Genomic DNA, 23,314 nt, shown 5'->3' on the forward strand with positions numbered 1-23,314 from the left:
GAGTCTAATTGTTATTTAACTGCTCTTCTGTAGGTTCTTCGTAAGGGATTTCCCGTTTAGACAAAATACGTCTGTATCTGGCAGGATGCAGTTTTATATCTAATAGCAGCAATTGCATTTCTTTTGAAGCAGCTTCAAGGTTATTGTATAATCCGTCATCGTTTAAAAGCTTTCCTAAAGTGCCTTCGTTGTTATCTATACTCGCCATTACACCTTGAATACCAGTTAAGGTCTTATTAAGGTTCTCAACAGTTTTAGTCAAATCAACTTCTTTTAACTCAGCTGACAATTCGCTTAAATCCTTACTTGTTTTTTCAAAATTTTCGAGTACCGAAGCAATCCTTTCGTCATTGTCTTTTATAACTCCTTGTATGGAATAGGATAAATTTTTGAAAGACTTTAATGTAGAATTCAATTCTGCAATGGTCTTCTTTAAGCCTTCTTCAGATTCATCAATCACCAAGGCATTAAGATTGGTCATTAGAGTATCAGCAGAACGGATAGTGCTATCTAGATCATTACTGACTTTAGAAAAATCCTTTTCCAAAGCAGAAACGATTCCTGGTTTAACCTCAGAAGCTATAAAATCTCCTGGCTTTGCCAATTCTCCATCATTGGCATCAATAATGGCTAGCGCATTGCCTCCCATCAATCCGGTTTGGTAAAGTCTGATTTTACTGTTCTTAGAAAACTTTAATTTAGGATTAACCGAAAAAGAAACTCGTGTTTTACCGGTTTCAAAATCATAAATGATATCTTCAATCTTACCTATTTTGTTACCTTTTATGGTAACTGGTGAGGCTGAACTCAGTGCGTTATATTCAAATTCGGTGTAGTAGGTCTGTGAGTTTTCGAATATATCTTCACCCATTAAGAATGAAAATAAATATATAAAAAGTGCGATGCCAGATAATACGAGTATGGCTGTTTTAACTTCTCTTGAAATTTTCAATGGGCTAAGCTTTGATTCAAAACAAAATTAGGAATAAAAATATTAATAATGTTTCTAATTAGTGGCAGATTTTAAAGCTTCGGAAACATCTATTTGTTTACCGTCTTTAAAGGCAACCACAAAGCTAGAGGAATAGCCTTTAGTCTTGGCTTCCTCCTGTAGTCTTTTGGCTTTGTTAAAATCTGAGGTACTGCCATAAAAATACTTGTAGAGTTTACCAACCTTTTCTTTGCTCAGGTCCGAAAGTCCTTTAAAATTGTATGATTTTGGTTCTAAATCCCTAGAGCTGGCTGCAATCTGTACCTTAAATATTATGTCTTCATAAATTAAGGGAATGTCTTCCAAGGCTTCTACCGTTTCTTGACTGGCGTCTAGAATACTACTGCCAACGTTCTGATCCAATTCCTTTTTGTAAGCAATTATAGCGTCTCTTATAGCATTGGCAATAGCTGTTTGGCCTTTACTACTATTGAGATAGGCTCCTTCATTTTTATTGGTTATAAATCCAGTTTCAATAAGGACACTAGGCATATAGGTATTGTGCATTACCCAAAGACTGGCCTGCTTTATGCCTCTACTCTTTCGTTTAAGTTTACCAGAGAAGTTATCTTCAACCTTACGTGCCAAATTAATGCTCTGCTCAACATAGACTTCTTGTTCAATACCGATGGCAATGGTAGATTCTGGCGAGCTTGGATCGTAGCCAGCATAGTGTTCCTCGTAGTTATCCTCTAAAAAAATCACTTCATTTTCTGCTTTGGCAACAGCCATATTACGTTCAGAATTTTTAGCTCCCAATACAAAAGTTTCTGTACCATAGGCTTGCGAATGATGAGCATTACAATGTACAGAAACAAATAGGTCTGCATCGGCTTTGTTGGCTATTTTAGCACGGTTTCTCAACGTTACAAACACATCTGTCTTACGTGTGTATATCACCTTAAAATCAGGATTCTTTTCGAGTTCCTCACCTATTTTAAGTACAATCTTTAAAGCAATATCCTTTTCCTTATAGCCATTTTTTGTAGGTCGACCAGGATCATGTCCACCATGGCCAGCATCTAAAACCACTACGAACTTATCCTCTTGTGCCTGTAAAGGAACAAAGCATGTTAAAGAAGTGATAAATGTGAGAACTAAGGATACTATTATATATTTTCGCTTCGTTTGCATATTTAATCTAACGGTTTATAAACTCTGATTATTACACACGCATTGTTGTGAAACAGTATTTTTAAACTTTATTATTTTAATAAATTAATCACAAAAAAATAACTGTACTTTTGGCGTTTCAAAAACCGAGCCATACTTTTACAAAAATACATCTAAAAGGATTGCGTACAAATAGTCTACACATACTTTTTGCCTTGAGTTTTACAGTGTTTATCAACACTTTTAGCTTTGCCCAAGAATTACCAAAAAAGAACACTACGATTCCTGCCAATCAAAAAAAGGACTCTACTCTAGTCGCTAAGGACACTACCAAAGTAGCACTAGATTCCTTATTAAATAAACCCATTAATACTAAAGCGACAGATTCCACCGAGCAGGATTCCGTAAAGCAAGAAGGCTTTTTAAAGGACATTGTCACTTACAAAGCAACAGACTATGTAGCTATAAACCAAAGGAAACAGCAAATCCGTTTGTATAACGAAGCCCAAGTACTCTATGAAGACATGGAGATTAAAGCTGGTGTTATAGTGATAGATTACAGTAAAAACTTAGTGTATGCTGGGCGTATAAAAGATTCTACAGGCTATTCGCAAAAACCTGTTTTTACACAGGGAGCCAATGTTATAGAACCCGACTCTATTATTTTTAATACGGATTCGAGAAAAGCTTTGATTTATAATTCCGTAACCGAACAAAGTGGCGGAACCGTTATTGCTGAGCGCACAAAACGAGAAAACGATTCGGTATATTTTATTTCGAGAGGGAAATTCACTACTTCAGAAAACCTAGACGATCCAGAGTACTACATTTTAATGAATAGAGCCAAGATCGTACCTAATAAGAAGATTGTGACTGGGATGAGCCAAATGTACATCTACGATGTACCCACACCAATAGCCATTCCTTTCGCATATTTCCCAATGACCAAAAAACAAACTTCAGGAATTATTTTTCCGTCCTTTGGTGAAGATACAGGTAACGATAGAGGGTACTTTCTACAGAATGGAGGGTATTATTTTGCCATAAGCGATTATGTGGATTTGGCAGTACTCGGTGATTATTATACCAATGGAAGTTATGGACTTCGTTTAGAAAGTAATTATGCCGTAAGGTATAAGTTTAGGGGTAACGTAGCCTTTAGATACGAAAACCTTTTAAATAGCGAGCGTGGTTTTCCGGACTTTAGTCAAAGCACCATATATAATATTCGGTGGTCGCATAACCAAGATGCTAAGGCAAATCCAACTTCCAGATTTTCGGCTTCGGTAAACCTGGGTAGTAGTCAATACTATCAACAATCCATCAACCAGTTAAACCAAGCGAATTTCTTAAATAATACCTTGGCGTCTTCGGTGTCCTATTCTAAAACTTTTCAGGGTGAACCACAAGTAAACTTAAGCTTAACGGCCACACACAATCAAAACACCAATACGGAAGCCATAAATTTAACCTTACCGACCATGCAGGCTTCGATGACGAGAGTGTATCCATTTGCACCCAAATCGGGCACCAAGAAAGGCATTATACAAAATATCAACTTTCAGGTGAATGCGAGAGGTGAATATCGCATTAATACAACAGATTCCTTATTTGGGAAAAGTGAAATGTTTGAAGATGCGGTGGCTGGTATGCGCTATAGTATTCCGGTGACGACTAACTTTAAGCTCTTCGATCATTTTAGTGTGAGTACAAATGCTAATTTTGAAGAGACCTGGACCTTAAAAACAGTTAGACGTAACAATATTTTTGTTGGTGAGACTTCAGAACCTATTAACATTAACGGCTATGATCGTTTTTTAACCTACAACTTTGGAGCAAGTATCGGAACCACTCTATACGGAATGTATAATTTTGAAAAGAAAGACAAAGACCCAAAAATACAGGCCATACGGCACGTAGTGCGTCCATCTTTAAGTTATTCCGTCAGTCCTGCTTTTGACCAATATTACGAAACCTATGATGTTATTGATGCCGATGGTACCACCATAGACCAGGTAGAATACACGCGTTTCGAAAATTCATTATTCGGAAGACCTGGCAACCGCTACTCCAGTAATATAGGTCTTTCGGTTGGTAACAATATTGAAGCCAAGGTGCGGTCTAAGGATTCTACCAAAACCGAGTCGGAAAAAATCTTCTTGCTCAATAACCTTAACTTTTCCACGGCCTATGACCTTGCAGCAGATTCGCTGAATATTAGTCCGGTTCGTGTAAATGGCGGAACCCAGATTCTAAATAAAAAGATGAACATAAACTTTGGTATGACTTTAAATCCTTATGCCTTAGATAGCAACAACAATCTCATCGACAAATTTAATATCAATAATGGAGGGAGTTTATTCAGGCTGACCTCTGCCAATATAAATATCAGCTACTCATTAAATAACGACAGTTTTTCTGGCAAGGATACGACTGACGAAGAAGATGAAGAAGCCGAAAGACGAGCTGCAACCTCTAATAGCAGAACGGATGACCTCTTTGGTAAAACACAGGATTTTGCCGATAGACGCCTCACAGATAAAGACCGAAGCAAAGGAGGTGATGACGAAGAAAACAATGAGTTCTATAATTATAAAATGCCTTGGAACTTGCGTTTGGCTTATGCCGCCAACTACACCAATACAAGGCGCGAAGACCGAGTATCGTCACACTCATTGATGTTTTCTGGAGATGTGGAACTTTCGCCACGATGGTCTGTTGGTGCATCATCAGGTTACGATTTCTTAAACAATGGATTTACCTTTACACAATTGCGTTTTGAGCGTGACTTATTGAGCTGGCGCATGAATTTTACTTGGGTACCATTCAGTGATCGAAGCTCTTGGAATTTCTTTATTGGTATTAAGTCTAACTTACTGAAGGATTTAAAATACGATCAACGTCGCCAACCAGACCGACGATTGGGTAACTAGCTCTCTTTTTACAAAAATGAACTGTCATTGCGAGGTGTCACACTGAGCGCACGCGTGTCGCTGAAGCTTTAGCGTAAGAACAGTCGAAGTGAACGAAGCAATCCCTCTACAAAAACGGAACGTCATTGCGAGGACGAAGGACGAAGCAATCTCACCGCTCTACCCTAGCATCATTATGAGGACAAAGCAATCCCACCATATCATAGAAATAATTTCATTAAATTTGAAACAAACAAAACACCTTCCCTAACGAAGGCACACGCGGAATGAAAAAAATAATAAATACACCAAAAGCACCAGCACCAATCGGACCTTACAACCAAGCTGTATTGGTAGGCAACACACTCTATACCTCAGGGCAAATTGCTTTAAATCCAGTAACCATGGAATTGGTTATGGATTCCATTGAAGTAGAAACCCACCAAGTGATGGAAAATATGAAAGCGGTTTTAGAAGCTGCTGATATGACTTTTGAAAACGTTATTAAAACCTCCATCTTTATTAGCGACATGAACAACTTTTCAAAAATCAACTCCGTTTATGCCAAATACTTTGACGAAGCCACAGCTCCAGCTAGAGAAACTGTTGAAGTGGCTAATTTACCGAAGTTTGTTAATGTGGAGATTAGTATGATTGCGGTGAAATAGACGATTGCAATAAACGGTCTCGGTTATGGTTTCTTTATGACACGAGCACAACGAACAAACCTATCCGCCAAAGGTATAGCAGACAGGCTGACGTAAGCAATTCAACCACAGTGAATAATAAGCACTTTTGGCTATAGTATTTTGTTGTTTAATAATTTGTCAACTGTAAGAAGGTATAGTGTAATCGATGAGTCTACAAATATCACCATCATCTCTAATGATTAAATAGACATGTCAGCGGTTATTATAATCGTCGATAGAACTTCCTGCTATAAAAATTATATTATTGTCAGATACAGCTTTTTGAGGTGTAAAGAATTTAAAATCTCTTATTTCACTAATGTCTTTATTTGTTTTCAAAACGATCTTAAGGGCTTTAACTTTCTTATTTATGGTGAGCTACTCTTAAGTATTGCACTATTTTTCGTCGCGACTAGGTCTTAAAAAAGTTAGAAAATTTTCTTTGTGTTAACCAATAAAAGTGATAACCAAGGTTTATTTATACTCATCAGGTTTTAATAGTGTAATATTTAGACTGTCAGCGGCAAGTTTCAATTGTTTAAAAGTATTTGGTTCTATATTTTTCAAATCCATACTTTCAGAAATATCAACATCAAGCTTAAAGAGAAATTCTCCTTCATTATTTCTCAAGTATTTAAAATTTCCTTTTCTAATGGCAAATTCTTGTTTTCTATTTGTAATTCTCCAAAACAAAATTCTCTCATTTGTTTTTGACGGTTCTTTAAAAAAGGCTTTTAAGTTGATTCCGTCTAGATTTAGACCTTCCAAATCATCACAGTTAGCTGCTTCCAATATTGTTTTTGTCCAGTCCATCGTTATAACTGCCTGCTCAGCAGTAGTATTTGGCGTGGTAACAGTAGGCCAGCGTACGGCAGCTGGTACTCTAATTCCACCCTCATAAAGACTTCCCTTCATTCCTTTCAGATCACCCTGATTAGAAAATTTAGCTCCACCATTATCGTTTGTAAATATGACCAATGTAGAGGCATCTAACCCTTTTTCTTTGAGCCGTTTCATGAGTCTTCCAAAATTATCATCCAAATTTTTAAGCATGGATTCGTATGTTTTTAAACTTCCAGATGAGGAATAGCTAAGACTATCTACAGGAGAATCAGTTGGTGATTGCCATGGCCAATGAGGTGCCGTATATTGAATGCTCAAGAAGAAAGGCTTATCGTGTTGCTCTGAAATATAATCCAATGAGTATTCTGTAATTAAATTATTTAAATAGCCCTTTTTTGATGTTGGTTTATCATTTTCATATAAATTAGGTATATCTTTTTTAAAAAGTAAATCTCTCTTTCTATCAAAAGGCTTGTGATCTATATGATCAGCTGCCCCACACATAATCCCAAAAAACCGATCAACTCCATGCTTACTGGGCAAAAATTTTTCGTTTTGTCCTAAATGCCATTTACCGAATAAGGCTGTTTTATAATTATTATCTTTTAATATTGAAGTTAGAGTGGGTATTTCTGGAGACAGACCTAATTACAAATCAGCTTCACTCAAAGTAATAGGCTCTCTCAATCCAATTTTAAATTTTGAAGGATATTTTCCAGTCATTAATGCAACCCTTGTTGGAGAACAATATGGTGCTGCTGCGTATGCCTTTGTGAATTTTACACCTTCTTTGATAAATCGATCAATATTTGGTGTACTAAATGCATCATTTCCATAAATACTCAGGTCTGCATATCCTAAATCATCAACCATAATGAAGATAATATTAAGTCTTAGGTTATCTTCTTTTGAGCTACAAGACATTAAAAAACAAACAAAAGATGCAAGTAGTAAAATTCTATTCATATTAAAATTTGCATGACTTAAAACGATCTCGCCTTTGGTTTAGTTACTAAAGTCAACCTAGATTCATAAATACCTTAATCTAACAAATGTACCATGAATAAAATCAGTTGATACCTAACCCGTCGAAACATCGAAAGGATAATTTACCTCCGTGGACTAAAGATAGTAAATTACAATAACGGAAGCACTACGTGCTAACCTTATCTATCAATCTATCTGCCAAAGGCATAAAAGCCAGGCTGGCGTAAGCAATTATAATCATCATAAGTTTGCATCTATGATTTTTTAAATCATACTATTTAACCACTTCAAATGTTTTAAGCATATTTTTACTCGATGCATTAGGTACTTCAGATATTAGCGCATAATTACCCGGCTCTAAATTTGCAGAGAAATATCCAATATTACCCTCTGGCATATCATTTACGCCACCAATAAAAGTAACACCGTTTGGAGCTGGTTCTATTAATCCTTTTGGATCAGCCCAATTCATCCAATTTTCTAACTCTTTAAGATTGGCATTTTCATCTAACTTAACAAGATTAATATCGTGACCAACAAAATTTTCATGTGTTATTTGGTCTTTATACAATACCGAAAAGATATGCTCACCCGGACTAATTGAGTCATTAAAAACAATTCCATCCGTACTCGAAATACTAATATCAATATCAGAAGTCAGTGGTTTATTCCCTGAATCTGCATCAGTAACCACGATATCTTTTGTCATACCCATTGAAGTGTGGAACACGCCATTACTCATTTTTACATAACATTCAATAATGTATTTCCCAGGCTTTACATTAAGTGTTGTTTCTCCTGTTTGATTTGGAGAAAGTAATCCAGAACCACCAACAAACACAACCTCACCAAACCATTCTGGAAGTTTTGAAAACTCAGCAAAGCCTTCTTCAGTTTTTCCTTCCATAATGAGTTGCATGGCACTATCAAACACTGGGGCGACTAGGTTTTCTGCATCATCTGAAGTCTTTCCTTCAGGATACTTATCTATAAGAAAAAAATGTGTTTGAGGTGATAGGTTTTTATATCGAAAGGTATTCCATCCCGAGGAAATAGTATCTGGCATTTGAAAATCCATCTCCTCTGTTATAATTTCTATAACATTTTCTTGTTCTTCAACAATAGGGTCTTGTTCTGTTTCTTTTTTATCATTTTTACAAGACTGTAAAGACAAAAATGTAGATAAAACGATGATAAACAGACCTATTAAGGAAGTTTTTGCATTATAATTTTTAAAAGTTCTCATAATTTTATGTATTTGGTTAATTGTTATTATTGCCAATGCTTAGATAACTACCTTTCTCGTGGTAAGCTAAATACATTGTTGTACTGTGTTACTTAATTTTATTTCCCTTGTTGTCATAACCTTCATAATTTTTCCAAAATAATAAGATAAAATTGGTTGCCATGAATAAACTCAGTTAGTGCCTGAACCTGTGGAAAGGCAGACTCTGATTAGCAATAAATTATATGTTACTGCAGGCAGGCTTTCCGATTTTACCTTCGGAAAGTAGTTGTTGCCTTATGTGCTTAAAGAATTTAATCATAGTTGCTGTGGTTTGTTTTTAATTAAACTTCCCTTCATCTACATCTTTAATAAATCTTATTACCGCTGGGAAAAAAGTTTCAGGATCATCAAATTGAGACAGATGGCTTCCGTTGGTGGTAATACTGCGGCCATTTTGCACTGCAGATGCCATCCATTCCATATATTTTGGATCCATGGTGTCGTGTTTAGCACCTAACATTAAAGTCGGAACTTTAATGTCTTGCAGTCTGTCAGAAACGTCCCAATCACTCAATGTGGCTTCATCGGTAATGCCAAATTCACTCGGTCCTTGCATATAGACATAAATTTCTGAGTTGAGATGTTCAAATAAGAGGTGTACTGATTTTGGCCATTCTTCCAAAGGTTTGCGTAAAATATGCTCAGTATAAAAATGTTCCATTAAGAGTTCTTCGTATCTCGGATTGGCATAATCTTTATTGGCTTCTATTTCTTTTATTTCTTTCAGGACATCACTTGGTAGTTGTGGCCCTAATACTTCTTGTGCATAGGTATTGTATTCAGGAACACTAGCCACCATATTTGAGACTACAAGCCCTTTTAAATTATCCTGATATTTCAATGCATATTCCAAGGCTAATATTCCACCCCAAGACTGCCCAAGCAAGTAAAAGTTGTCTTTATTAAGATTTAAAGCTTTTCTTACTTGTTCTACTTCTTCAACAAAGTGTTCGGTAGTCCAAAGCGTGGAGTCATTGGGTTTATCACTATAGTAGGAATCGAGCTGGTCATAATAAATGTATTCAATACCTTCATTTGGTAAGTAACCATCAAAATTTCCAAATTCTTCATGAGTTCCACCAGGACCACCATGAAGCAACAATACACGCATTGTAGGATTATTTCCCATACGTTTTGTATAGACATTAAAAGTGCCTTTTGGAGTTTCGATTGGAATCATTTTAATTCCACCAGTAACTTGGTCATCACTATTGGAATAGTCAAGATAACTACTCTTCTCTATTGCTTTATTACTATCCTGCTTATCAGTACAACTCATAATAAGAAGTAGGATAATAAGTGTTAAAGATGTGAAATGTTTCATGACTGTGTGAGTTTTTGATTAGTATTTTCGTTCAATAATATGAATGTTATTGCTGTCAATATCCACAATGTGAAAAGTTCTTTCACCATTTGGCATGGTTTCCATTTCTGGAAGGTCATAGTTTCTACAACGTAGCTTTAGCAAAGTAGTAATAAAGCAAAACTGTCCATACCATCTTCATATACAGGTAAATATACAAAGTTTTTATATCCCGATTAATTTCATTGTTTTTGAAATTCCGTTTTGAGTACAGCATTGGACTATTGGATTTTTCTTAATCATTCATTATAGATATTTGTGGCCTGTCTCGCAATCATTATCCATTGGCCATGTTTATACATCCAAATATCTGTAAACCGTCTTTTTTCTATAGTCCCAGCCTTACCTGTTAAACCCGTTGGCATTACAGTTTCTAAACCCATGACTATGCCTATGTTTTCAACAACTTTTATGTTGTCAATGCTTTGTTCATAGGATGTATAATCAATATATCCTAGTTTAAGAGCTTCCATGGCCATATTTAGGTCAACCACAGTATTACTCGGTGCATTAACAATTAAATCTTTGTGAAGTAATTTTTTAATTAGGGTTGAATCTTTTTCAAGAATTCCCTGTACTTGTAGCTGTTCCATTTCTTTTATGTCGTCTATTGCAGACGAAGTACTTATGTCGTCAGTAGTCATAAACTCAGTCACTACAGAATTTTTATCAGATGCCATTTCACACGTCCAACTATCTATCCACCATCGTCCATTTTCATAATGAAGCTGAATACTATTTAGTCCTCTAATATCGGATTCAATTTTTGGGTCCGTTCGTATTTCAAAGGCACTCCAAACTTGTGCAACATTCCCAAACTTACTGACTTCTCTTTTAAGTTCCTTTTCGTAAAAATCCGTTTTTGGTGATAAGCCCATTGGTATATATTCCGCTTCAAGAGTGTGAGATTCGGCTTTTCCATTATCGTCCAACCTTGTAATTACTGCATGTTCTGAATGTATATACTTATCGCGTTCAAATTCCCAAGGATCACTACTAGAACCTGAAACAACATCGTAATAGGCATTTATTATGGCATCTATTGATTTAACGTCGTCTCCATATTTTTCGTCGTTCGTCTGCCCGAAAACTGAATTGAAAGCAAAAATTAAGCTTATTGAGAAAATAATGGTTTTATTCATATTGGGTTGGTTTATAAGTTTTGCTAATCGTTTCTAGTCAGAAATTCGACTTTTAATAAATTTTATCTGTCCGTTATGATTGGACTCATGCTCACAGACATGAAACCACTTGGCATAATTGTTAGTTTCACCCAAGGTTCCTCTTTTTATAGGAAAAAAAGGCTCTGATTGCATTAGCCAACTATCGTCAAGTTCCTTGAATTTTTCGATGGTATAGCTTCTCACAGACTCGAGTTTTTCTAAATAAAAAGAAATATCATTGCCTTTAATAATATCACGTGCACGTTCTCCGAGAGAGGATGCAACATCCCATTCATCCTTAATGGCTTGATCCCATTCGCCCCACGGAATATTTTCAAAAGTATTTAATTGATAGTACTTTTCAGTAGCCGCCAAATGAAAGAGCATGGCGCCAATGGAATTGGATGTATCGTATATTTGAAAATCTAACTCTTCTACAGTGAGGTTTTTCACTTGCCGCACTACCCAAGCTCTCATCATTGTCATCATAGAAAGCATGGTTCCTATATGCGTTGTAAATCCTTCTTTGGGACCAATAAGATATAAATCATCTGGATTGGATTGATATTCATTTGATGCCATTCCAACGTTTGGAAGTAATAAAGCTCCAGCAGTAAGCAGAGCAGATGAGCCAATAAATTTCCTTCTAGAGGTTTTCATAAATTCCATTTGGTATGCATTTAAATTGCATCTAACAGTTTAATTTATTGGTAGTTGCAAGGTTAGCTTCTAAAGTTAGCAAATATAACCCAGACTTAAAATTCCTGTGCTCATATCAGTAGAGATACCTTAAACTTACCTATGCTAAGCATGTCCAAGCATCGAAGACGTTGATTAGTAAAAACAATCACATATAGCTATTCCATTATGCAGTTTTTTCACATATCTGGATTCAGTTCACTTTTTTCAATTCTCCTACATGTATATCATAACCAAGGCCATAATCTTCATATACCTTAAAGGATATGTTTTTGTTATTCTGTAGAAGCTCAAAACTAGTTTCAACATAAGTTGGTTCCCAAGATAACTGAATCCACCTTCCATTATCTAACTTAGCGAGCTTATGTTGTTTTCGGTATTCTTTTTTTGCTGGATACTCAATCCAAAGTTCATTTTCTTTTAAAACGATATCCATCTTTATGATATCATCTAAATAGTAGTTTTCATTGGGTACGAATTCAAATTCTCCAATTAACAACTCCAACGCTTTATTCTTTGGCTTTTTAATACTAACATATTCTGATCTTATATCTTCTCCCTTAATATGGGGTGAAACTCCTATAATTTCTGCAACTTTTTGTGAAATTGCTCTTTCGTATTTTGCTTGATTTGTCAATATTATAATACTAAGAGAATCGTCAACAAAACGCAAGTATTCAGTCCCAGCCACTCCTGGGTGATAAATAATTCTTTTGCCCTGAATCATTTGAGTATTCCAACAAAAGCCATAGTGGGTTGGATACCCATTATTTAATTTATGAGAGCTCCACATCAAATCTTTACTTTTTTGAGTCAGCAGAAGATTATTAGTCATCGCATATTCCCAATGGATCATATCATCAATCGTTGCATAAATTCCTCCAGCAGCATTAAGTTCTGTATCAATTAAACGATAGGAATTGCGGTCGGGAATAATCTCACCATTTTTTAATGAATAGCCAGTGACTTGGTTAGGATGAATTTTAAAGTGATCCATCATGTAAGCAGATGACATACCCGAAGGCTCAAAAATCATTTTTTGCATATAATCATTAAACGACAAACCACTAATTTTATGGACAATATATCCTAATAAATAAGTACCCTCATCACTATAAAGAAAATCTTCTCCTGGCTTAAAAACTAAGGTGTCTTTTTTCGAATTCTCATAAATTTGTTTAGCGGTATAAGTGCCTTTTGCTGATCTATTGCTCCAAGCAGATGCGTTACGAGAGATAGGAAGACCAGAGGTGTGAGTCAACAAATGCCGAATTGTAACTCCTCTCCAGTTGTTTGGTGCATCAGGTAAATGTTGATGAATCTCATCATCTAAATCAAGAATTCCTTTTTCATAAAGTTGCATGATAGCCGTTGCGGTAAAATGTTTTGAAACAGAAGCGAGCCAGAAAGAAGATGAGTCTGTTACAGCTACATTATATTCGATACTTGCCAAACCGTAGGTTTTCTTTTTTAAGATTTTTCCTTTATGTGTAATAGCTAAAGCTAGTCCAGGAATTTTCTGCTCCTTCATTATATAGTCTATGTAATTGTCAATTTCAATAGATTTCTCATCAGACATTGATGTCTGTGCTTTCCCAATGAAAACGATAATTAGTGAGATTAAAGTCAGAAAGCTTTTCATCTATATTGAATTTTTAAATGGCATACAACGGTTTTGCCAAAGTGTCGTCATATGCTCAAGAAACTAACTTAGCAAATAAAAAACCGATAAGTTGTTAAAACAAGCTTTTGCCATAGCAAAATCTGAATTGGTTGACGATGCTGAATATAAAAGTACCTTAGTGAAAAATTAATGAGATTTTACTTGTTTTTTACCACAGTACTTTGTTAGCCTTTCGTTATTTTTAACTCAAGTGACTTCTGTAATTTATTATTTGCTTCAATTAGGTCAAGAATATTTGTGATTGCCCAAGCTGTATCAATTCTTAACTCCGTAAGAATTTGGTCCAATTCAACAGTTCCGTACTGGCTTTTTAATTTTTCATAATTAATAAATTTTAGTTCTCTAAATGGTTCAAACTCATAACTCGTCTCCGAATAGAGAGCTTTAGTGTTTAAAATGCCATTTTTGGTTAGAAAAGCACGCAAATCTCCTCTTCTTTTATTATTCGAGAACATAATCGCTTCTTTGGTTCGTTCTTCAAGTTTAAAATATTGATTCAATTCTTCCCTTATACTTTCATTACTTATAGTAGAAATTGTGATATTATGGTTTTCCTTAACAATAGGATTGAACCGTTCGCCCCATCTCAAATCTTCGTAAAAGGTATTTTTATCAAAAACAGCCTCACCAATACTTTCATTAAACACTTGAAATTGAGTGTCTTTAAACGATTGTAATCCTTCTAATACTATGTTCAATTTGTCTTTATCTACTCCTAAATCGCTCATTATACTTGAGTAAAGCGCATTCTCTTTAATTAGAGCTTTTCGATTTTCATTCCAATTATTTATCTGTAGTGCAATTAAAATTCCAATGACGACAAGGATAATCTCACCTATGGCATATTTAAGATACTTTCCCGTTTTGTTTTCACTCATAAGGTTAAATCTAATTCGTCTAAAGAACTTTATCATTAGTTTATTTTATGTTATTTAATATGGCATCAATTTCGTTATTGGCATCCGTTAATTGATTTTGATACCAGCGCATATGCACAAAATGGTGATACATATCATCCAAGAGTGCTGAAAGTTGGGCATCACTCATGCTTTCATTAATGCCTGTTCGTCGTTCATGGCGGTATTTTTTACTAAGAAAATCCCATCGGTCATCACTGATGTTGCCATTATCAATTAAACGCGCATAGGTAGTGTTATAAAGTTTAATAAGTGCACTGGTAATAGCTTTGTCTTTAAATGAATTGATTTTATTGCCTGAAACGGCCGATTCAAAGGAACCAGAAATGGGATAAAACGTACGTTGGCTTGAAAAATATATTTTAAATAACGAATCAACCTCAATGGCGTTTTCAGTATGAAGCTTGGTTGACGCCGTATTTAAATAATTAAAGACATCGAGCTTTGGTTGCTGTCTTTCTATTACAAGATCAATATAGTCCTTGTCCTTTTTTAGATCGGCTTTGATGCCTTGTAGAAATTCCTTTTCAGCATTGTGTTGCTTTCGGTTGAGATTCCAATTATTAATACTCAACGCAATTAAAATACCAATGACCACCAGCACAATTTCGCCTATAGCATACTTTAAATACTTTCCAGTTTTTCCTTCTAAAAGCAAGTTTTGTCTGATTCGTCGAAAGAATTTAATCATATTCTTTTTCCCGAGAAAGCCGGGATCTTGTTGGTTGGTGTCTCTAAAGATATGATTTTTAATTTATTGGAATTACAAAATCATAAAGCCAACTGTTTTATATATGGACTGTTGCAGAATCACAGACAATGGTAATCCGCCTTAGATTAAAGATAATAGATTGTAATAATCTTTACATGCCTTGGTGCGCTACTGCTTTATTGTAATGGATTCCCCAGGACTGAGCTTCTCAATACCACTCGAAAGTCTGACCCAGATGGGCTCATTATCTAAAGGATTCACAATCTTGTTATGGTCTATCTGAACGTTTTCAATGGCCAGCAAATAATTGGTAAGTTCCCCATGGCCTACAGACCAAATATCATTAGATGTTCCAATGGTTTCGCAAAAAGTAACCATGTTATCCCACCTTTCCTTATTTCCGAATTCCCATGAGTGTCCCCAAACATAAAAAACCGATAATTGTTGCCTATCTAATTCCAAATAAGAATCTAGGTAATCTAGAGCTTTACTATCATGACAAGTAGGGTGCCAAATCATATAATTGTTTGGGAGATCAAAAGTGTGCGTATCATCAACAGTTCTTCCGTTTTTAATTCCTGTAGAAGCTATTAAATTGGCAATACTATCATTGGTACTGCCAAAAGGATAGGCCATGCTGATAATGTTTCTATTGGTCAGTTTTTCTAAAACCTCCAAATCTGTATTAATTTCTTCAAGTATTTCTTCTTTAGAAATTGCGGTAAAATTTTTATGTAACGCTCCGTGTGCAGCAATTTCATGATTTTTGTAAATAATCAGTAAAGAGTCTTTTGGCACATAGCGCTGATAAATAGTATCCCCATCTTGTTGTGGCCATCCTCTAGTGACTCCTAAGTATTTCGAATTTAAATTAAAGGTGCCAATAAGATGGTTTTTATCGAACAATGCAGCCAGTTCTATATCTTGAATAGTGCCATCATCATAACTCAATATTAACGCCTTTGTATTTCCATCTGGATAAGTAAAGCCTATAAAGTTTGGTGGTTGATGGCATGATACAAAAAGAGATATAAATGTGATTATTATGAGTACGTTACGAGTCATTCTTATAATTGTTATCGGGCTTATTTACGCTCTTTCTCAAATTCTTTACGAATCGCATAGATTACAGCTTCCTCTGATATTTTAGGTTTTGAATCTTGTTGACTATGTAAAAGTGCCCTACGAAGTACATTAATTAATGCGCCTCCAGTGAGTTCATAATTTTCAGAAGATTGTCTAATAAACTCTTCATCAAGACTGTATTCTTTAGAAAATATGCGTTTCCAAAGCATATACCTTTCTTCTTTATTTGGCATTTTAAACGGAACTAGTAATTGAAATCGGCGCGAAAAAGCTTCATCTATATGGCTCTTAAGATTGGATGCAATAATAGTCAATCCAGAAAAATCTTCAATTCTCTGCAGAATATAGGCGATTTCTTTATTTGCATGACGATCATTGGGAGAAGGTGCTTTTGTGCGTTTACCAAAAAGGGCATCAGCTTCATCAAAAAATAAAATCCATTTATTATTTTCAGCCTGATCAAAAACTTCAGCTAGTTTTTTTTCTGTTTCTCCTATGTATTTTGAAAACACCATGGATAAATCTATCTTATAAACAGGTTTGTTGACGGATTTTCCTATTAGCGAGGCTGTTAAAGTCTTTCCTGTACCAGATGGTCCATAAAACAAAGCACGATAACCAGGTTTCAACCATTTATTAAGATGAGCATCCTCTTTAATGTTTTTCTCTAATTTTAACCACATTAAAATTTCATCAATATCATTCTTTACGCTTTTGGGCAAAACTAAATCTTCCCAATTTAATTCAGTCGTTAATAATCTTGCTGGTGTTAAATAGTCCAAATTGTTGATTTATAGCGTTTAAGTTCTGTAAAGAACGGTTGTTGGTGTAGCTTCTAGCTTAATTACACGTTGTGTTATTACGCTGTGGATTAAAGATAGCGAATAAGATTGAATTTATAAGTTGAAATACAGCCACAATGAATTATAGTCGTTGTTGTACGACGTTTTTATTTTAATTCAAATTTCTGAATTCTATTGCCTAAAATATCTCCAACATAAATACTCCCATCATTATCAATTTGAATGTCGTGATATCTTGAAATCGGACCATCATAAAATCCAGTTCTACCGAATTGCAATTGTAGATTAATATCTAAATCAAAGCGAAAAATATCAGAGCCTTTTACAATAGTATCATTTACAGTCAGATAATCTATTCCAAACAAATGGTTGTTTTTATTATCGATAGTAACAGAATATAATTGTTCGGTTATTTTATTCTGCCAAACCGCAATAAAATTTCCAATGGCATCAAATTTTTGAATTCTGTTGTTTTCTCTGTCAGCCACATAAACATTGCCCTCATTGTCTAAATCAATTCCGTGTGGAATATTAAACTCTCCCTGCTTATTTCCGAATTTGCCCCATTCAAATAAGTAAGTTCCGTCTTTAGAAAATTTAATAACTCGACTATTGCCATATCCATCACTCACGTAGAAAGAACCATCAGCTGTAACAGCAACATCTGTAGGAAGATTAAAATGTTCAGAATCGTTTCCTGAAACTTTAGCTTCTCCTAATGTCATTAATAAATTTCCACTCGAATCAAATTTGAAAATTTGATGAAGTCCACAATCCGTAACCCAAATATTATCTTCCTTGTCAACTTCCAAACCGTGTGGCATTATGAATAAATTGTTTCCCCAAGAATTCAGAATTTCTCCAGTTTTTGAATCTATTTTTGATATCGTATTTTCTTCAATGACGGGAAGGTGTGAAATAGGCATTGTCTCCCAAGTTCTACCAGAACGATGAAAGGCAATTATATTCCCTTCACTATCAAGTCCCAATCCAGTAGGACTTCCCAAAGTAAAATTATCAGGTAATTTAGGCCAATCATTGACTAAAACATAAGAATCAGATTTTTTAGTTTCTTGTTCAAGTCTGCTTTTTTCAGAGTCCTTACAGCCAAAAATCAGAAATGCAGTGAGAAAAAAAAGAATGCTGTTTTGTTTAAATTCCATCTATTGGTTTTGGTTGGTTTAAATGACGTAAACGGTTTTGTGTATGGCTTCGTTATTTTTATTATTGTTTAATTTCATTTTCAATTCCATCAATTACATTTTTAACGGTTTCAAGAATTTCGGCTTCTTCGTTTACGACTAAACTTCTATTCCAAAGCGATAATTGTAATGTCTTTAGAAGATTGTTGTCTGTCAAAAACGTATCGTAATTTTTTATTTTTAATTTGTAAACCTTAATCGTATCTGAATGTTTAAAGTTATAGTTTGTAGGTTCATTTGTATCAAGAAACAAATACTTCATTTGATAAGGATATAATTGTTGAGTAATATTAAAACTGGTATTTTGAACACCTAATTCATCTCCTAAGCGTTTTAAATCTAGTTGAAATAAGTTTGAGATAGAAATACGAAGAGTGTCGTTTGATATTGTACTTAGACCAATATTTTTAAGGTTTTCAAAAGCACTTGTTTTGGGAATTATCTTAAAATCATCTCCAGCATCAGCGAATAATCTATAAATAGAATCAGAATATGATTTTTTATTAGAGATATCAAAGATAAGTTGTTGAGTAGATTTAAGGATTTTTTTGTGTTCGGAAATTACTTTTTCAATATCATTTTTAGTTTGAACCAAATCACTTTTTAATTCTTTGTAAATCTGCGTCTCAAGTTTTTTTACTTTTCTATCCTCGTTCCAATTATTAATCTGTAATGCAATCAAAATTCCGATAACAACAAGAATAATCTCTCCTATGGCATATTTCAAATACTTTCCTGTTTTGTTTTCACTCATAAGATTGTAGCGTATTTTACGAAAGAACTTTATCATATTCTATTTCCCGAGAAAGCGGGAATCTTGTTGGTTGGTTATAGTTTCTATTCCGAAGCTTCAGCCTAGGTATAATGACGCACAACGGTCTCGTATAATCGTAAATTATGGCTTAAAGTTAATAATTTTCGGTTAAGCACCGACGTTAGCAATTCCAAGTGGATTCGCTTGAGCCTGCCCTGAGCGCAGTCAAAGGGTAGCCGAATCCGCCGACCAAGCGAAGCAACCGATGAACACTTTAGCCATGATACTATTTCGTGCATTAATTGCCGTTATACATTGTTGTGCTTTCGTTATTTTTTAATTTCTTTATTTAATAAATCAATTATTAATTCAATTCTTTTTTTCAAAGCCAATGCCTGCATATTCGTCGAATGACTTTGAGCAATGGCATTAGCCATCATAGATTCCAGTTGCGAATTTTGCAATATTTCTTCCGAACTTGGTGTGTTCTTGGATTTCCCGACAAATAATCTTCCATCTATATCATTACTTTTTTCTACGAGATAAACTGGTGTTCCACTGGATTCGTACGATGAGTGTACCATATCTCTAAAAATTCCGAGACTTATTTGATAAGGAATATTCAAATCTGTTTTTAGAATTTGCCATTGAAGTTCCATCTCTTGTAAAGAAAGTATATCAGAAGTCCAGCTTGATAACAATTTACGTAAGGGTTTATTCTGTATCAATCTAATTATACCCGACGTGATAAGGTCATTTTGAATGGGGTCAAAAGTAGGGTCTAATCCCAGATATCTTATTTTATGAATTAGTGTATCTCTATTAATATCAAATTCCGAGTTATCTATATAGCGAAGCACATCATTAGAATTTTGTATAATTGAATTTCGCATATCAATTTTTTGCTGAAGTTGGGAAAGATTTAGAACGTATTCTTCTTTCAAATCCTTAAGAATTTCTTGTTCCAGTATCCTGTTCTTTCTGTTTTCATTCCAATTATTGATTGATAACGCTATCAAAATTCCAATAACCACAAGTACAATTTCTCCAATTGCATAAATCAGATACTTGCTGAATTTATTTTCAGAAAGTATTTTTTGTCTAATTTTTCTAAAGAATTTTATCATTGGTTATTGGTTGGTCATAATGAAGCAGAACGGTCTCGGCTATGATTTAGTTGTGGTTGGCAGTTTGCGAAGCAAACAGCGTAACGAAATCATTCAAGATCTGTTTTAAGTAATAAATGTAAGAATAATTTTAAATTGAAGTATGAGAGTAGCAATCAATTATAGCCAATGTTAGCTTCTGTTTTTATTTCTTTTTCTTTTTCTTTTTTTGCTTTTAGCCTCATAAGTACTAATTAAACCAAAATTTATTGGAATTTGCATTCTAACAAATTGTGGCTCACCTTTTGTTAAAGCTGGAATGAATTTATTTGCCTTACTGATAACACGCACAGCCTCTGCATCGCATTCTGAATCAATACCTCTAATAACATTTACAGCATCAATAGTGCCATCAATGTTTACCATAAACGTTACATAAACTTTTCCTTCTATGCCGTTTTTTTTTGCTTCAATGGGATAGGTAATATTTTCTGAAATGTAGGAGTAGAAAGCCGATATACCTCCAGGGTATTCTGCACGTTTTTCTATAACATCAAAGTAATCCTTTTCAGCCTTTGGGTCAATTACAATATTATCCCATTTTTTTTCAAGATACATCTCACCATACCATTTAAGTGCTTGATTATACACATCTTCAGCTTTAGTTTTTAAAGAGTCCTGACGTTCTGGGTTTTTTGAGCTTAATTGTATGTAACTATCATAAGCCATTTTATAAGTTGTGATTCTAGTATATCTACTAATGTTTAAAATTGAGTCATAGTATGCTACCACCTTATCGTGACTTCCATCAACAAAGTTTTGCTTTGCTTTTTTATACCTCTCCTCAAATTTAATTTTGTCATCACTCATTTCTTCATCACTCGAAGCTTGATTTTGACCGAATGTAGAAATTGAAATTATTAAAAAATAAAAAAATAGTACTTTCTGTTTCATAAATGGAAGCTAACGGTTTTGGCTATGGTTTCGTTACAGAATGGTACACGAGTATCATTCCGCCGACACGAGCACGCAGTGCGAACTGGTGTAACAAACCATAAATTTAGCAAAAAGGCTCGAAATTCCAATTAGGAATTTCCGCCGCAATGCACAATAGCCGTTGTTGTTCTTTCGTTATTTTTCTAATTCTTCCTCAATTAATTCTAGTATAATTCTGGCATCATTAATTAATATTTCGGTATCGTAAATATTGGTTTTCAAGTAAATAAGTTTTCCGTAATCAAACTTTCAAATAGGATATCATTAAGTAATCCCTCAAAATCAATCGGAAAAGGGCTTTGAATAGTTTTATCTGCACTATTGTCATCACGGATTAAATGATTTCTAAAATTTAAAGTTGAAATGTACTTTCTTAACAAGGGATTGAGCTCTCCAACCACCAAACTCTGAAGAACTCTTTGTTCCTCCAACATTTCCTCCATTTTATCTGGCCATTCAATAAGTTTAGATTTAAGTAAGTCATTCGAAACAGTATTTATTTTTCCCGAACTGTATAACATTTCTATTACACTAAATTCCTCGTTAACAGCATACCACATAAACAAATCACCTCTAAACTTATTCATTTTCTCTTCTGTCAAAGTTTTATCCTTTGAAGATATAATTTCCAATAATTGAAGAATACTTTCAATACTTTCTCCTCTACCAATATTTTTATTTTCGAGCTCTGCCAGCTTCCTTTCAAAGGACTCACTTAAATTGAAAAGTAGTAAATGCTCCTCTGATTTTAATTTTCTTTTTTCATTCCAGTTATTAATCTGCAAAGCAATTAGAATTCCGATAACAACAAGTATAATTTCTCCAATAGCGTATTTAAAATACTTGCCAGTTTTGTTTTCCATCAGCAAGTTTTGGCGAATTTTTCTAAAGAATTTTATTATACTCTATTTCCCGAGAAAACGGGAATCTTGTTGGTTGGTTTCTCTAAAGATATGATTTTTTATTTATTGGAATTACAAAATCTTGAAGCCAGACAATCTCGTACAACCCTTAGTGAAGGTTACTATGTATTAATTCTAAGTTAGACAGAGTCGTTAGCAGACTCGAGTAGAGTCACCCAATCCTAAGCCAATATCCACACATGGCAATTCAGCAATAAACCCTTAATTTTGCAACCAAACACTACACACTATTGAAACTCAAAAAAACAGAACTCAAAACCTTTCTAGACGAAAAGGTCTATCTATACAACAACCCAAAGTTTATTGAGAGCGACCCAATACAAGTGCCACATCAATTCTCAGCAAAAGAGGATATTGAGATTGCAGGCTTTTTAACCGCAACCATCGCTTGGGGAAACCGTAAAAGCATTATTAACAATGCAAAGCGAATGATGGATTTATTGGACCACTCCCCTTTTGAGTTTGTAACCCAGCACCAAGAATCAGATCTTGACCGCTTTGAGGGATTTGTGCACAGAACCTTCAATAGCGAGGATTTAAAGCAATTTGTAAAAAGCCTGCAACACATTTACAACAAACATGGCGGATTAGAAACTGTATTCTCAAAACACGCTGAAAAGGCATCCCTTCAACAGAGCATCCACCACTTTAAAAAGGTGTTCTTTGAAATACCACATCTAGAGCGCACCAAAAAACACGTCAGCGACCCGTTAAAAAACTCAGCAGCCAAGCGCATCAACATGTATCTCCGCTGGATGGTAAGAAACGACAACGCTGGTGTGGACTTCGGCATTTGGAAAAGCCTCTCACCTGCCCAACTCAGTTGCCCATTAGATGTGCATTCCGGTAACGTCGCCAGAAAATTGGGCCTACTAAAACGAAAGCAAAACGACGCCAAAGCCTTAGCGGAATTAGACACCAACTTAAGACAACTAGACCCACACGATCCCGTAAAATACGATTTCTCCTTATTCGGATTAGGTGTTTTCGAAGGATTTTAATTTCATCTTCTATTTACTATCTTTAAAAACAATTAAAGGTTAACAACAAAACGACTAAACGCATAAACAACTAAACAAACAC

At 34.7% G+C, this 23,314-nt stretch carries 19 protein-coding genes and 1 pseudogene; 3 read left to right on the plus strand and 17 right to left on the minus strand.

Features of this window, described 5'->3' with window-relative positions:
- Positions 1 to 4: 4 nt before the first annotated feature.
- Together F1003_RS02390 and F1003_RS02395 are read right to left on the minus strand one after the other, a co-directional pair.
- Positions 5 to 952 carry an MlaD family protein gene (locus F1003_RS02390; RefSeq protein ID WP_155087600.1) on the minus strand — a complete coding sequence of 316 codons (948 nt, stop codon included), beginning with the start codon at positions 950 to 952 and terminating at the stop codon, positions 5 to 7.
- A 54-nt stretch (positions 953 to 1,006) separates the two neighbouring features.
- Positions 1,007 to 2,125 carry an N-acetylmuramoyl-L-alanine amidase family protein gene (locus F1003_RS02395; RefSeq protein ID WP_155087601.1) on the minus strand — a complete coding sequence of 373 codons (1,119 nt, stop codon included), beginning with the start codon at positions 2,123 to 2,125 and terminating at the stop codon, positions 1,007 to 1,009.
- 110 nt (positions 2,126 to 2,235) lie between these two features.
- On the opposite strand from F1003_RS02395, the gene F1003_RS02400 reads away from it, so the two are divergent.
- Together F1003_RS02400 and F1003_RS02405 are read left to right on the plus strand one after the other, a co-directional pair.
- The gene (locus tag F1003_RS02400) at positions 2,236 to 5,037 is read left to right on the plus strand and encodes a putative LPS assembly protein LptD (protein ID WP_155087602.1); all 2,802 of its coding nucleotides are present in this window, start codon (positions 2,236 to 2,238) and stop codon (positions 5,035 to 5,037) included.
- Between the two features lie 266 nt (positions 5,038 to 5,303).
- Entirely contained in the window at positions 5,304 to 5,684 is a 381-nt protein-coding gene (locus tag F1003_RS02405; RefSeq protein WP_155087603.1) for a RidA family protein, read from the plus strand.
- 495 nt (positions 5,685 to 6,179) lie between these two features.
- Here F1003_RS02405 and F1003_RS02410 read toward each other — a convergent pair.
- From F1003_RS02410 to F1003_RS02485, 15 genes and pseudogenes are all read right to left on the minus strand, one after another.
- Positions 6,180 to 7,514 (minus strand): annotated as a pseudogene (locus tag F1003_RS02410) (sulfatase-like hydrolase/transferase).
- 295 nt (positions 7,515 to 7,809) lie between these two features.
- The gene (locus F1003_RS02420; RefSeq protein ID WP_155087606.1) at positions 7,810 to 8,781 is read right to left on the minus strand and encodes a hypothetical protein; all 972 of its coding nucleotides are present in this window, start codon (positions 8,779 to 8,781) and stop codon (positions 7,810 to 7,812) included.
- A gap of 319 nt (positions 8,782 to 9,100) precedes the next feature.
- The gene (locus F1003_RS02425; RefSeq protein WP_155087607.1) at positions 9,101 to 10,147 is read right to left on the minus strand and encodes a proline iminopeptidase-family hydrolase; all 1,047 of its coding nucleotides are present in this window, start codon (positions 10,145 to 10,147) and stop codon (positions 9,101 to 9,103) included.
- A gap of 278 nt (positions 10,148 to 10,425) precedes the next feature.
- Complete coding sequence (locus tag F1003_RS02430) at positions 10,426 to 11,328, minus strand: nuclear transport factor 2 family protein (protein ID WP_155087608.1); 903 nt, start codon at positions 11,326 to 11,328, stop codon at positions 10,426 to 10,428.
- Between the two features lie 33 nt (positions 11,329 to 11,361).
- Positions 11,362 to 12,009: a DinB family protein gene (locus F1003_RS02435; protein WP_235898261.1), complete on the minus strand. Its 648-nt coding sequence runs from the start codon at positions 12,007 to 12,009 to the stop codon at positions 11,362 to 11,364.
- A 232-nt stretch (positions 12,010 to 12,241) separates the two neighbouring features.
- Complete coding sequence (locus F1003_RS02440; RefSeq protein WP_155087610.1) at positions 12,242 to 13,690, minus strand: serine hydrolase domain-containing protein; 1,449 nt, start codon at positions 13,688 to 13,690, stop codon at positions 12,242 to 12,244.
- A 206-nt stretch (positions 13,691 to 13,896) separates the two neighbouring features.
- Complete coding sequence (locus F1003_RS02445; protein ID WP_155087611.1) at positions 13,897 to 14,646, minus strand: DUF6090 family protein; 750 nt, start codon at positions 14,644 to 14,646, stop codon at positions 13,897 to 13,899.
- A 4-nt stretch (positions 14,647 to 14,650) separates the two neighbouring features.
- A complete protein-coding gene (locus F1003_RS02450) occupies positions 14,651 to 15,340 on the minus strand; it encodes a DUF6090 family protein (RefSeq protein ID WP_155087612.1) in 690 nt (229 codons plus the stop codon).
- 189 nt (positions 15,341 to 15,529) lie between these two features.
- The gene (locus tag F1003_RS02455; protein WP_155087613.1) at positions 15,530 to 16,426 is read right to left on the minus strand and encodes a polysaccharide deacetylase family protein; all 897 of its coding nucleotides are present in this window, start codon (positions 16,424 to 16,426) and stop codon (positions 15,530 to 15,532) included.
- A gap of 20 nt (positions 16,427 to 16,446) precedes the next feature.
- Positions 16,447 to 17,229 carry an ATP-binding protein gene (locus F1003_RS02460; protein WP_155087614.1) on the minus strand — a complete coding sequence of 261 codons (783 nt, stop codon included), beginning with the start codon at positions 17,227 to 17,229 and terminating at the stop codon, positions 16,447 to 16,449.
- 167 nt (positions 17,230 to 17,396) lie between these two features.
- Positions 17,397 to 18,413, minus strand: coding sequence for a peptidyl-alpha-hydroxyglycine alpha-amidating lyase family protein (locus tag F1003_RS02465; RefSeq protein ID WP_155087615.1), 1,017 nt, complete (start codon positions 18,411 to 18,413; stop codon positions 17,397 to 17,399).
- 61 nt (positions 18,414 to 18,474) lie between these two features.
- A complete protein-coding gene (locus F1003_RS02470; RefSeq protein ID WP_235898262.1) occupies positions 18,475 to 19,242 on the minus strand; it encodes a DUF6090 family protein in 768 nt (255 codons plus the stop codon).
- A 293-nt stretch (positions 19,243 to 19,535) separates the two neighbouring features.
- The gene (locus F1003_RS02475; RefSeq protein WP_155087617.1) at positions 19,536 to 20,333 is read right to left on the minus strand and encodes a DUF6090 family protein; all 798 of its coding nucleotides are present in this window, start codon (positions 20,331 to 20,333) and stop codon (positions 19,536 to 19,538) included.
- Positions 20,334 to 20,504: 171 nt separating this feature from the next.
- Positions 20,505 to 21,266: an energy transducer TonB gene (locus F1003_RS02480; protein ID WP_155087618.1), complete on the minus strand. Its 762-nt coding sequence runs from the start codon at positions 21,264 to 21,266 to the stop codon at positions 20,505 to 20,507.
- A 260-nt stretch (positions 21,267 to 21,526) separates the two neighbouring features.
- On the minus strand, positions 21,527 to 22,171 hold the full coding sequence (locus F1003_RS02485; protein ID WP_155087619.1) for a DUF6090 family protein: 645 nt from the start codon (positions 22,169 to 22,171) through the stop codon (positions 21,527 to 21,529).
- A 290-nt stretch (positions 22,172 to 22,461) separates the two neighbouring features.
- Here F1003_RS02485 and F1003_RS02490 point away from each other — a divergent pair, with 290 nt between their 5' ends.
- Positions 22,462 to 23,232 (plus strand): TIGR02757 family protein, encoded by a 771-nt coding sequence (locus F1003_RS02490; RefSeq protein WP_155087620.1) that lies wholly within the window; start codon positions 22,462 to 22,464, stop codon positions 23,230 to 23,232.
- Positions 23,233 to 23,314: the final 82 nt, after the last annotated feature.

Source organism: Winogradskyella ouciana, assembly GCF_009709615.1.
GTDB classification, from domain to species: Bacteria; Bacteroidota; Bacteroidia; order Flavobacteriales; family Flavobacteriaceae; genus Winogradskyella; species Winogradskyella ouciana.

Excerpts from the sequence above, each read along its gene's own strand:
- F1003_RS02395 (WP_155087601.1), bottom strand. The coding sequence starts at position 2,125 with ATGCAAACGAAGCGAAAATATATAATAGTATCCTTAGTTCTCACATTT.
- F1003_RS02405 (WP_155087603.1), top strand. The coding sequence starts at position 5,304 with ATGAAAAAAATAATAAATACACCAAAAGCACCAGCACCAATCGGACCT.
- F1003_RS02420 (WP_155087606.1), bottom strand. The coding sequence starts at position 8,781 with ATGAGAACTTTTAAAAATTATAATGCAAAAACTTCCTTAATAGGTCTG.
- F1003_RS02425 (WP_155087607.1), bottom strand. The coding sequence starts at position 10,147 with ATGAAACATTTCACATCTTTAACACTTATTATCCTACTTCTTATTATG.
- F1003_RS02430 (WP_155087608.1), bottom strand. The coding sequence starts at position 11,328 with ATGAATAAAACCATTATTTTCTCAATAAGCTTAATTTTTGCTTTCAAT.
- F1003_RS02435 (WP_235898261.1), bottom strand. The coding sequence starts at position 12,009 with ATGAAAACCTCTAGAAGGAAATTTATTGGCTCATCTGCTCTGCTTACT.
- F1003_RS02440 (WP_155087610.1), bottom strand. The coding sequence starts at position 13,690 with ATGAAAAGCTTTCTGACTTTAATCTCACTAATTATCGTTTTCATTGGG.
- F1003_RS02445 (WP_155087611.1), bottom strand. The coding sequence starts at position 14,646 with ATGATAAAGTTCTTTAGACGAATTAGATTTAACCTTATGAGTGAAAAC.
- F1003_RS02450 (WP_155087612.1), bottom strand. The coding sequence starts at position 15,340 with ATGATTAAATTCTTTCGACGAATCAGACAAAACTTGCTTTTAGAAGGA.
- F1003_RS02455 (WP_155087613.1), bottom strand. The coding sequence starts at position 16,426 with ATGACTCGTAACGTACTCATAATAATCACATTTATATCTCTTTTTGTA.
- F1003_RS02465 (WP_155087615.1), bottom strand. The coding sequence starts at position 18,413 with ATGGAATTTAAACAAAACAGCATTCTTTTTTTTCTCACTGCATTTCTG.
- F1003_RS02470 (WP_235898262.1), bottom strand. The coding sequence starts at position 19,242 with ATGATAAAGTTCTTTCGTAAAATACGCTACAATCTTATGAGTGAAAAC.
- F1003_RS02475 (WP_155087617.1), bottom strand. The coding sequence starts at position 20,333 with ATGATAAAATTCTTTAGAAAAATTAGACAAAAAATACTTTCTGAAAAT.
- F1003_RS02480 (WP_155087618.1), bottom strand. The coding sequence starts at position 21,266 with ATGAAACAGAAAGTACTATTTTTTTATTTTTTAATAATTTCAATTTCT.
- F1003_RS02485 (WP_155087619.1), bottom strand. The coding sequence starts at position 22,171 with ATGGAAAACAAAACTGGCAAGTATTTTAAATACGCTATTGGAGAAATT.